Here is an 11,173-nt window from a genome sequence, read left to right as displayed (position 1 = left end):
TTGGGAAGAACGACGAAATCATGATTCTCGTACTATTGATTGGCAATTTACGACGGCTGATGCTCGTATTAAGCTCAAGCGCCTTTACCCATCAATCCAGACTTGACAGCCTACTAGGGGTCGCCTCCCAGCCTTGCTCTCCGGGCTTGCGCTTAGAAGAAGAGTCGAGACCTAAGCCTCAATAAGGTCTTTCTGGCAACTTCCGTAGAAATCAGGTGTAATTTTCGACCGTTCTCGGCACATAATAATCAGGATGGATTGAAAATCGATCGACCATATGCCGAGAACTCCGACCGAATACGCCGTATACCTAATGATGGAAGGCGGTCATAAAGCTGAAGTGCGTTTTGCAACTATTCAAGAGTTTCAAAAATGGTACAGCGGCGAACTGATGCCCAAAGCCTCTTCAACAGACTTCATCAGCGTGCCGATAAAAAATGTCCAGGGTGAATACATGGTCGTGCGTCCGGTCAGCATTCGGGCAATCCGGGTGGAACCTGTCTTCGCCGGAAGTGTCGATAGAAGTGACTACGAATAACTATCGATTTCCCTTTTGGTGTAAGTAATGAGAAAGACATTTGCTTTGCTTTCCCTGAGTTTTGGCATGGCTATGGGAAGTCTCAGTTTGCCTGTCTTGGCTAATGTTCCCTCCCTCCCCCTGCGCCCGATAAACCCAAACTTGCTGAATCTCACCTGTTGTCGGTCAGATGCGCTGGGGTTGGATGACCAACTGTGGGGAAGGAATGGGAAAGCAGGAGACAAAAAGGCGCTCATCGCCTCTCTTGACAACAGTCTGCGCTATCTACAGACAAACGATGCAGCTGTTGCTTACCAGAAGTATCCGGTTCCGGGAATTACGCTTTCTCGTGTCCGCCGCTCATTGGTACGCTTTCGTCAGCTGGTTATCAATTCCCGAAACCCCGCCGAATTGCAAGCTGCTGTGAAGCGCGAGTTTGTCTTATACCAGTCTGTAGGCAAGGACGATAAAGGTAACGTCCAATACACGGCTTACTACGAACCAACCTACACAGCTAGTCGCCAGCAGACCGCAGAGTATCGCTATCCTATTTATGGGATGCCGTCGAACTTCCAGTCTTGGCCCAAACCGCACCCTACACGGGTTGAACTGGAAGGGGAGGATGGTTTGCTGGGGGAGAAAAGCCCACTAAGAGGGCTGGAAATAGCTTGGCTACGCGATCGCTTAGAAGCATTCCTGGTGCAAATTCAAGGCTCTGCTCAACTCCAGATGACCGATGGCACCATAATGACTGTCGGTTATGCAGGGGGAACTGATTATCCTTATACCAGTGTGGGGAAAGAACTAGCCAAAGATGGCAAACTGCCTCTATCAGGTTTAACCTTACCTGTGCTGATCAAGTATTTCCAGCAAAATCCCCTGGAAATGAGTAACTATATCCCGCGCAATAGTCGCTTTGTCTTCTTCCGGGAAACCAACGGTGCGCCAGCAATGGGAAGCATTGGGGTGCCAGTAACAGCGGAGCGTTCAATAGCTACAGATAAGTCTCTCATGCCACCGGGAGCCTTAGCGCTAATTCATACGCGAGTTCCCTACTTTAATAGTCAAGGCCAGATTGAGCAGCGCCTAGTGAGTCGCTATGTACTTGACCAGGATAAGGGAAGTGCAATTCTAACTCCAGGTCGAGTAGATTATTTTATTGGGACAGGAAAAAAAGCAGGCGATCGCGCTGGTGTTACTGGTGGCAATGGGCAACTATATTACCTACTACTTAAACAGTAAGTAGGTTGGGTGGAGCAATAGCGAAACCCAACAAGCGGATGATTAAGGTTGGGTTTCACGCAACGACCCAACCTAAAATATGGCTTTATTTTTGCCTTTTGCCTTTTGATTTTTAGTAGGGTGGTTCACCATACTCAAATTCATCATCGTGGTAAACAAAAGAACTGGCAACACCCGCCATTTCCATCTTGGAAGTTTCCGCTTTCGGTTTTTCCTTCCCGAACTCTTCGTACTCCTCAAAAGTCTTACAAATAATCGCCGACTCCTCAGAACTAGAAGCAATCAGATAATCAGTTAAAGTTTTCGCTGTGGGATGCTCATAATCTACCGTACTAGCTACCAAAGCCGTATTTGAACCACTACCCCTTTCTTCCATCTCAATCAAGGGACAAAAAACGCCGTGAGCATGAAACAGCGCCCCTTTCGGTGTTAGAGGTTGTTTGCGGTACTCAGCATAAGCCTTTTCCAATTCCCCAATAAATCCACCTACTACTTGACCTTGCTTAATGTCACAGTATGATTTGCTAAAGCTAGCACCAGCAACACCATTCAATGTTAATTGCAGCGGTGATTGATGGAGGAAATTTTTGTTTTCACCCACTAAAAAAATCAGGTGACGAGTGAAGGTCTTAAACTTTAGCTTATCTGCCAAGAAAGCGTCATAGTTATCTTTTAGAGTACCCAGTTTCGCTCCACTTTCCCGATCTTTAACAGATAATGGCCCCCGTCGTACTATAACTATGCGTGGGGTGGTGGTGATTAATAGCGTTTCGACTCCGGTGCTAAATTCATGCTGTACTTGCTGCCAATTTGCATCTGGAGTAAAGCCCACGGCATTAGCATTATCCAGCTTAATTGCCAATCCGTGAGGTTGAATCCCACTTTTGCTGTACCGAGGATTGATCATCTGGCACCAAGGCAGCACTTGAGAAGGGGGGGCGTTGAACTTGTCGTCGTCGAAGTCGAAATTCGCAGATGCGTTCATTGTCTTAGGCATCGAAGTCTTGTGCTGATCAAGTTTACAAGTCGGTGAAATATGACGGTGTGCCAAAGGCCACTTCAGGAATTGGCAATATAGCACAATTCTCTGGCACTTAAAGTAGACGATTCGATGGTAGCGCGGCGGGAGCTGCACGCCAACTTTGAGCCTCAGCCGATGGCAGAATACTCCTATGATTGACCACCATCACCTGTTGAAAGAACTCCTCTCCACCTTTTTATCAGAATTTGTGGATCTGTTTTTGCCGATGTCACAGCACACTTAGTTGGTAACTCCCTGATTCTCCTAACTCTGGAAGTGTTTACAGATGCCACTTTTGGGGAGTGATACGAAGCTAATTTAGTTTTGCCAGCTCAACTTAGAGAGCAACAGTCTCTTTTTATCATTCATGTGGAACACCAGGGGCGTTAGGAAACGGATTTTAACAAGCGAATGTTCCGCTAATTCTTCCAACTGTACACGCCCTGCCTATAGCCGTAGTCAGTCGATTGCATGGGGGGATTGCCCTCCCTGCTACAGGAAGCGTTACAGTTTAACTCTTCGGGAAGCTTGACGCGATCGCTTCTTTCTCCCAATCGCGATCGCACCCATACTCCCCAAAAATTATTTTTCCTGAACATAATTACCTTTCCCAATGTATAGTATCATTTACTACAGATATTTTTGCCAAAACGTCCTATACATGGCCAGATTAAACGTGACGTGACAGCAAAGAAGAGTTAATATTTACTATCCTTTACAAAAGATATTGATAAAACTCACGTTTTATCAAAATCTACAACATGGAAGCATCATTTGAAATTACCCTGCAAATGGTTTTAACCGTTATTGCAGGAATCAGCGCCCAGGTTATAGCCGAATATCTCCAGGTTCCCAGCATCGTCTTTTTGTTGCTATTTGGTATTTTACTGGGGCCAGACGGATTGAGCGTGCTACACCCTAACCAGCTAGGAACTGGTTTAGAAGTCATGGTTGCCCTGTGTGTAGCAATCATTCTCTTTGAAGGCGGGCTTAACCTGGAACTCAAAGAAATGGGTAAAGTTTCCGGTAGCCTGCGAAATCTGGTGACGCTGGGGACGCTTATAACGCTGCTTGGCGGAGGCATGGCGGCTCACTGGTTGGGTGAATTTCCCTGGCCTATTGCCTTTCTCTACGCATCCCTGGTAGTGGTAACGGGGCCAACAGTAATCAGTCCCCTACTCAAACAGGTGCAAGTAGACCGACAAGTGGCAACGCTTTTGGAGGGAGAAGGCGTCTTAATTGACCCAGTGGGGGCAATCCTTGCGGTCGTCGTGCTAGACACCATTGTGAACGCGGATACTGATCCCCTGGAAGCTTTCATCGGTCTTATCGTGCGTGTAGGCATCGGCGGCGGTATCGGCGTTGCTGGTGGTTGGTTGCTGGGTTTGATTCTCAAACGCGCCAAGTTTCTTTCCGAAGACTTGAAAAACCTGGTAGTTCTGGCTGGGTTGTGGGGTTTGTTTGGTCTGGCGCAGACAATCCGCAGCGAGTCGGGATTGATGGCAACAGTGATGGCGGGAATTGTCCTGGGTGCTGCCTCTATCCCAGAGGAGCGCCTGTTACGGCGCTTTAAAGGACAATTAACCATCTTCAGCGTCTCGGTATTGTTTATTCTCCTGTCTGCTGACTTGTCCATTGCCAGCGTGTTTGCCCTGGGGTGGGGCAGCTTGTTCACCGTGTTGGCGCTAATGTTTATCGTGCGCCCGATTAACATCGGCTTGTGTACGTTGAATAGTGGACTGAATTGGCGACAAAAGTTATTTTTATGCTGGATTGCTCCCAGAGGAATTGTTTCTGCGTCTGTTGCGTCCTTGTTTGCCATTTTTCTGACACAGTATGGCATCAATGGCGGCGATTCCATCAAGGCGCTAGTTTTCCTCACTATTATGATGACCGTATTTTTCCAAGGGCTGACGGCGCGTTGGGTTGCCGCCTGGTTGCGAATTAACCCTCAGAACGCAACTGGGGCTGTAATTATTGGTTGTAGTCCCTTAAGCCGCCTGATTGCTCGTCTATTTCAAGAGCGGGGAGAATCTGTGGTGCTGATTGATACAGACCCTGAAGCTTGCAAAATTGCTGAACAGGAAAATCTGCGGGTGTTCTTGAGCAGTGGTTTGGATATGGAAGTTCTGGAAGAGGCGGGACTCGCCTCTATGGGAACTTTTGTGGCGATGACGAATAATGGGGAGGTGAATTTAGTGTTGGCGCAACGAGCCGCAGAAGAGTTTCGTCCGCCTCGCGTTTTGGCAGTCTTCCCGCAAGCCAATATGGCGACTAATAATACAAAGGTTCACCAAGCTTTTATTCCTCAGCTCTCGGTAAAGAATTGGAATCAGTACCTTAGCGAAGGGCAGGTAAAGTTAGGTAAAACAACGCTTAGAGAGGATGGGTTAGCTTTTCAACAAGCTCATCTACAAGCCTTAATTCGTGCTGGGGAGCTAGTGCCATTATTGTTTGAGAGAGAGCAGCTTTTCCAGGTGGTGCCAGCAGCCGAAGAGTGGCAGCCTGGAGATGAGATTATTTATCTGCTGCATGACCCTAGACCTAAACTGTTGAAGCGGTTATCGGGTGGGAGTCCCTCGTCTCGTCTGGCGTTGGAGAAGTTGCCAGAAGTGGAGGAAGTGCCGATTTCTGCGGTAGGTGTTGGTGTGGGGGAACTCAATGTTGAGAATGCTGTACAGCCTCCTGTTTCTGGATAAAGACGAGAGACGAAGCGAGGCTGAGCCTAGTAACCAGCATTTTTTAATTTTTGTTGGTGAAAGTTAGGGAGTTTGAATCAATTTCTGCTTGAGTTAAATCTGGCTCTGAGGTTGAAGATATGGCTTTTAATTCCATTTGAAGCCGCGTTTGCTGTCTTTCCTGCACCAGTAGTGCGCCGAGATGAGTGATGGCGATCGCGATCGCGCTCACAGATAAAATGTAGCTGTGTATTGTATATAGGTGTTCCACGGTTGCTGTGGTTATCCCGCCGCCACCAGTAAGGATGTCTCGCAACTGGGAACCAATAAAAGGAATCGCTTCGATGGTTTGCAATTCGATGCTTAAACGCCAGTAGCCTAGCTGACTCCAATCGAGTATCATAGCTGTCCATGCCAGCGCGATCGCATTTAAAGTAAAGAAAATTACGCTAATCCACCCAGTCAACCAGCTTTTTGTAAATTTCCTCCCCAGAAACATCACTACTATTTCGATTAGGGATACTACAATTACCCCATTTCCAGCAATATCGTGAACGTCACGAATTAGCGAACCATTGGGAACTTCAGTCGCAATATTCTTTAAAGATTCGTAAGCGCCTCCAGCAGATGGTTCGTAGTAAAAAGCTAACAAAATACCCGTAAAAGCTGCACCCAAGCTTAATGTCAGAATAGAGACTGCCAGGATTGTCGCCAGCCGCCGGAAAATGAATTCATACTTCTCGGTATTCATCGTTAAATTTACTTTTCTTAACTAAAACTTTACATTTAGTAATATATTAACGATGTCATCCAGGGAAGTAATTGTTCTAAGTGCGTATATCTTCAGACAGACTTTGAACAAGAGTAAGTTTAGGTTGGCCCTTGGAAGGAAACCCAACCCAATAAATGGGATTAATTATTTGTAGGATGGGTTAGCGATGGCGTAACCCATGCAGATGTTAGGTTTCCTAGGTCAACCCACTACAATTATTCTCAAATTTAATCTTTGAGAAACCCATTTTCTCAAAATTGGCATTATGCCAAATACGGCACCCAAGTCTTGAAAGGCTCTGGGGAACCGTACCAAATGCCGGGGGTTCTGGGAGAATGTTTCACACCTTCTATTACCAGATTAGTTGCTCCCTCTAGATGAGCAGCTTCAATCGGTGTAATCCCGTCTCCCCAGGTGTTACCGACTCCGCAAGTTAGTTTATAACTGCTGTATGCTAACCACTGACCCGGACGCCTTGCACCGTAGATGGACTTACCAGCAACACAGATATAGCGCACCTTTGGGTAAAAGGCTCCGGGATAGTTAATTTTGACAAAATCTAGATTTTTTTTAGTCCAGCGTTCGCCACTGATATGAGGCGTTCCTAATGTTACCAAAGTCGCAACATTGGGGTGAGCGTGCCAAAGTCCAGCGTCATCGGTGACATCTTTGTGAATCGAGTAAGGGATTTCTCCCAGATAGATGCGGGAAATCCAGCCGCCTGCTGAGTGACCGATTAGGTTAATCTGAGAAACGTTGTATTGCTGCAACATTTGTTTTACCGTGCGGTCGAGTTGCCGCAAAATGGGAATCATCGACCGGCCTCCCACGGTGGGGAACCAATCCCGACCGCGCAAGGGGACTGTAACAGCGGGAAAACCCAGCTGTTGTAAAGATTGTTCTAGTTGACGGTAGGCGATCGCGCCTTCCAAATATCCGGGCAAAATGACTGTAGGCAACACGATTTTAAATTTGGGATTGTAAATTCTATTGTGCAACCAGGCATACTCTACGGTATTGGCGTTGGCCCCGGCGACCCTGAATTGATTACTGTTAAAGGACTCGGTATTCTGAAACGAGTGCCGATAGTTGCTTTTCCCGCAGGCGTACAAGGTAAGCCAGGAATGGCTCAGCAGATGGTGGCACAATGGCTCAATTCCAGCCAAGTGCAGCTGGCTTTGAGTTTTCCTTACGTGCAGGATAATGACATTTTGACCCAGGCTTGGCAAGCAGCTGCCGAACGAGTTTGGCAATATTTAGAATTAGGTCAAGATGTCGCCTTTGTCTCGGAAGGCGATGTAAGTTTTTACAGCACGTTTACCTATTTGGCACAGGCGCTGCAACAACTGCATCCGAAAGCCGTGGTGCAGACTATTCCGGGAATTTGTTCGCCAATGGCGGCGGCCGCAGTTTTGGGCATTCCTTTGACAATTCGCGCTCAACGCTTAGTTGTGTTACCAGCGCTCTACACTGTAGGAGAATTGGAAGCGGTGCTTGATTGGGCAGATGTGGTGGTGTTGATGAAGGTGAGTTCGGTTTATGAGCAGGTTTGGAAAGTGTTGCAGCAGCGCGGTTTGCTGGAGCAAGCTTATGTGGTGGAACGAGCAACTTTACCGGATCAGGTGGTTTATGCGGGGTTAAGATTTCGCCCTAATTTGAAATTACCTTACTTTTCGGTGTTAATTGTTCAAGTCACTAAATCACCTAATTGAAGGCAACTGGCAACTTCTGAGCATTGGCTGCGGTCTTTCCTAAAGAGCCAGAAAATAAAATTAAGATTTCAGGTACCCTGGACTTTAAACATTGAGATTCAAATTCAAAATCTGAAACTAATATAAAAAGCGTGTGCATCTTTACGAGCGCGATCGCCTGCTATATAAGCGCGAATCATTTGACCTGATTCCCAGCCTATCCCATCGCTGAGGAGTGTAAAAAAAACTTGCTATGTCCCATCTATCATTCATTAAAGATCTGCCTGGAAAGGTTTCTCAACCGCCTGTGATTGCCGCCTTGGCTTCCTTGGGCCTTCACGGACTATTGGCATACACTCTACCCAGTTTATCTGCATCGTCTAAGCCGGAGGAGCAGAAGCCGCGAGGAACTGTCAAAGTAGTGCAGTTAACTCCGGCAGAACAAAGCCGTATCCCGCAACTGGCACCGCCGCCTGTAGCGCTGCCTCTTCCTAACCCAACCCAGATGTTCCCGCCTTTGCCGCCGCCGTCGTCTGACGCGCTGCCGCCTATCCCTAATATTCCCAATTATCCATCGCTGGCTGATGCTCTGCCGCCGCCTAGTGTAACAATCCCGTCTGATATTTTGCGGATACCGGGCGCACCGCCTCAGATAAGGACAAGGGGGGATTCTTTCAAAATTTCAGCGGCTCCCTCCGCTGTACCTCGTTATACACCGCCAGATCCCCAGAAGTTTGACTGGCGCGATCGCATTCGTCAGTCTGGAAGGTTGCCATCGGGTGTCCAGTCTGAGCAGTTCGATATTTCCAAGCTTCCGCCGCCACCTCCTTTTGTGGAGCCACAACCTTCTACTACTACTGAGGCACAATCTTCTCCTAATCCCCAATCACAATCTTCTGCTACTACTGAGCCACAATTTTCTCCTAATCCCCAATCACAATCTTCTGCTACTACTGAACCACAATTTTCTCCTAATCCCCAATCACAATCTTCTGCTACTACTGAACCACAATTTTCTCCTAATCCTGAACAACGGACATCCCCGCAAGAGCTAGCGCAGGCGCGGGTGCCGCAACTGCTAGCAGATCAACGACTGCTACGACAAGAGTTTAAAGAAGATGAAATCAGCTCCAGTGATAATGACGGAAAAATAAAAGGCGCTCGTTGGTTGACAGAACGTGGAAAACGTGCATGGCAAGAGATGACAATCGTTGCCACCTATCCTAAAGATGCCTGCTTCATGCAGCGCGAAGGCACTGCTAAGGTTGCAGCTTTGGCGGATGCTAATGGAAACCCAATCGGACAGCCGGATCTGCTTCAGAGTTCGGGCGATCGCATCTTGAATAAAAAAGCCCAGGAGGTTGTTAAGAACTATAAATTTCAACCAACGGGTGAAGAACAAGCTTACATGGTGGGTGTGAAGTTTGACTACAACAAAGAAAGTTGTCCCCAGGTGAGTTCTGCGCCACGCGATCGCACTTCTACAAGAACTCCAGAATCGTCAAAACCGGAAACTTCTACTAAACCAGAAACTTCTACTAAACCAGAAACTTCTACCAAACCAGAAACCGAAGCCAAACCTGAAGAGTTAAGCAGACCCAACGAGTCGCGCAAACCGGAAAGTTCTACTAAACCGGAAGCTTCTCCCAAGCCAGAAACTTCTACTAAACCGGAAGCTTCTCCCAAGCCGGAAACTTCTACTAAACCGGAAGCTTCTCTCAAGCCGGAAAGTTCTACTAAACCGGAAGCTTCTCCCAAACCGGAAGAGTCGCCTAAATCGGAAGCTTCTCCCAAACCGGAAGAGTCGCCTAAGCCGGAAGCTTCTCCCAAACCGGAAGAGTCGTTTAAACCGGAAGAATCGCCAACTCCAACGGAGAATTAAAAGAATCAGGGGTTAAGCATTTATTTAAGAGCGACATACAGCATAATAAACTCTTGAACTTTTGCAACTTCCTCTATGGTGGATGCTTCATTTATGCCTCAGCTGAAGTCTTCAGCTAAGCGATTGTTCGATTTGTTGGATCAATTTACCCAGGCGCGAGTGCTGGTAGTTGGTGATTTAACTTTGGATGAATTTCTTACTGGACAGGTAGAAAGAATTTCTAGAGAAGCCCCAGTATTAATTCTCCGCCACGAAAACACCCGGCAAGTGCCTGGAGGTGGAGCCAATGCTGTCTATAATTTGGCGAAGCTAGGGGCGCAGGTAAAGGTGGCTGGACTGGTGGGGAAGGATGACCAAGGACAGGCGCTACGTCGGATTTTTGAGACGGCTGGAATTGATACGAGTGGAATGTTACTCGATTCCCCGCGTCCAACGGTAACTAAAACGCGGATTTCTGGCCATGCGCGACAGTCGGTGACTCAACAGATTGTAAGAGTTGACCGGAAATCCGATGAGTTACCTGATCCAGATTTACAGATCCAGCTTGCTGAGTATATCCGGCAACAACTGGAAACGGTGGATGCTGTGGTTTGCTCGGATTATGGGGATGGCGTGTTTACCCAGCCTGTAATTGAGGCGGCGTTGTCTCATCAGCAAACGATTGTGGATGCCCAAGTAAGTCTCCAAAGATACCAAGGGGCAACGCTGTTTACACCGAATTTGCCGGAGGCTGAGCAGGCTGTGGGATATGCAATCGCTTCTCCCTCAGCCGTCACCCAAGCTGGGCGCGACCTCCTTAACTTGACGCAGGCGAAGCAAATACTGATTACTCGCGGTGAGGAGGGAATGAGCCTTTTTGACCGTGATGGAACACAGCAGCACATACCCGCTTTTAACCGTACCGATGTATTTGATGTTACTGGTGCTGGCGATACGGTTGTAGCGGCGCTGACGTTGGGTTTAGTTTGTGGGGCCTCTTTTTGGGAGGCGGCGGTGTTGGGAAATTTGGCGGCGAGTATTGTGGTGCGTCAGTTTGGGACGGCGACGACAAGCCCGGAGGAGATGAAGGCAGCTTTGTTGGGGTTGTTGGAGGAGGAGTAAACCAACAAGAGAAGGAAGAGTTTAGAGAGGGGTTGGTGGGTTTGGCTGGGGTTTAGAGGAAGTGAAGGTCTTGGGGCCAGTTGTCGGGATTTGTGTAAAGTAAATCCATGTTGGCGGTTATCTTCTGAATATCCCAGTCCCACCATCGTAATGCTAAGAGGATGTTTTAAAAGTCGGTTAGATAGCAAAAAAGCTCACTCAGTGTAAGCTGCGAATATGTAGTACACAGCACTGAGAGAGCGTTATGAGTAAAGCTTACCCCAGTAATT

General features: G+C 47.7%; 10 protein-coding genes. 6 read left to right on the top strand and 4 right to left on the bottom strand.

Features of this window, described 5'->3' with window-relative positions:
- Positions 1-277 precede the first annotated feature (277 nt).
- Both H6F66_RS21015 and H6F66_RS21010 read left to right on the top strand, forming a co-directional pair.
- Complete coding sequence (locus H6F66_RS21015; RefSeq protein ID WP_190424941.1) at positions 278-538, top strand: hypothetical protein; 261 nt, start codon at positions 278-280, stop codon at positions 536-538.
- 27 nt (positions 539-565) lie between these two features.
- On the top strand, positions 566-1,759 hold the full coding sequence (locus H6F66_RS21010) for a murein transglycosylase A (RefSeq protein ID WP_190424938.1): 1,194 nt from the start codon (positions 566-568) through the stop codon (positions 1,757-1,759).
- A gap of 112 nt (positions 1,760-1,871) precedes the next feature.
- Here H6F66_RS21010 and H6F66_RS21005 read toward each other — a convergent pair whose 3' ends face one another.
- Together H6F66_RS21005 and H6F66_RS21000 are read right to left on the bottom strand one after the other, a co-directional pair.
- Positions 1,872-2,744: a DUF5895 domain-containing protein gene (locus H6F66_RS21005; RefSeq protein ID WP_190424936.1), complete on the bottom strand. Its 873-nt coding sequence runs from the start codon at positions 2,742-2,744 to the stop codon at positions 1,872-1,874.
- Between the two features lie 455 nt (positions 2,745-3,199).
- On the bottom strand, positions 3,200-3,379 hold the full coding sequence (locus H6F66_RS21000; RefSeq protein WP_190424933.1) for a hypothetical protein: 180 nt from the start codon (positions 3,377-3,379) through the stop codon (positions 3,200-3,202).
- A 162-nt stretch (positions 3,380-3,541) separates the two neighbouring features.
- Here H6F66_RS21000 and H6F66_RS20995 point away from each other — a divergent pair, with 162 nt between their 5' ends.
- A complete protein-coding gene (locus H6F66_RS20995; protein WP_190424930.1) occupies positions 3,542-5,479 on the top strand; it encodes a cation:proton antiporter in 1,938 nt (645 codons plus the stop codon).
- A 43-nt stretch (positions 5,480-5,522) separates the two neighbouring features.
- Here the strand turns inward: H6F66_RS20995 and H6F66_RS20990 are convergent, their stop codons facing one another.
- Together H6F66_RS20990 and H6F66_RS20985 are read right to left on the bottom strand one after the other, a co-directional pair.
- Positions 5,523-6,209: a cytochrome b N-terminal domain-containing protein gene (locus tag H6F66_RS20990; RefSeq protein ID WP_190424927.1), complete on the bottom strand. Its 687-nt coding sequence runs from the start codon at positions 6,207-6,209 to the stop codon at positions 5,523-5,525.
- Positions 6,210-6,493: 284 nt separating this feature from the next.
- Positions 6,494-7,195 (bottom strand): alpha/beta fold hydrolase, encoded by a 702-nt coding sequence (locus tag H6F66_RS20985; RefSeq protein WP_190424943.1) that lies wholly within the window; start codon positions 7,193-7,195, stop codon positions 6,494-6,496.
- 27 nt (positions 7,196-7,222) lie between these two features.
- Here H6F66_RS20985 and H6F66_RS20980 point away from each other — a divergent pair, with 27 nt between their 5' ends.
- From H6F66_RS20980 to rfaE1, 3 genes are all read left to right on the top strand, one after another.
- A complete protein-coding gene (locus H6F66_RS20980) occupies positions 7,223-7,942 on the top strand; it encodes a precorrin-2 C(20)-methyltransferase (protein WP_190424925.1) in 720 nt (239 codons plus the stop codon).
- Between the two features lie 232 nt (positions 7,943-8,174).
- On the top strand, positions 8,175-9,803 hold the full coding sequence (locus H6F66_RS20975) for a TonB family protein (protein ID WP_190424924.1): 1,629 nt from the start codon (positions 8,175-8,177) through the stop codon (positions 9,801-9,803).
- Positions 9,804-9,896: 93 nt separating this feature from the next.
- A complete protein-coding gene (rfaE1, locus tag H6F66_RS20970) occupies positions 9,897-10,904 on the top strand; it encodes a D-glycero-beta-D-manno-heptose-7-phosphate kinase (RefSeq protein WP_242019161.1) in 1,008 nt (335 codons plus the stop codon).
- The last annotated feature ends 269 nt before the right edge of the window (positions 10,905-11,173 follow it).

Source organism: Trichocoleus sp. FACHB-6, assembly GCF_014695815.1.
Classification (GTDB): Bacteria; Cyanobacteriota; Cyanobacteriia; order Cyanobacteriales; family FACHB-T130; genus Funiculus; species Funiculus sociatus.
The sequence above is the reverse complement of the archived record's forward strand: the minus strand, read 5'-3'. Positions and strand labels throughout refer to the sequence as shown.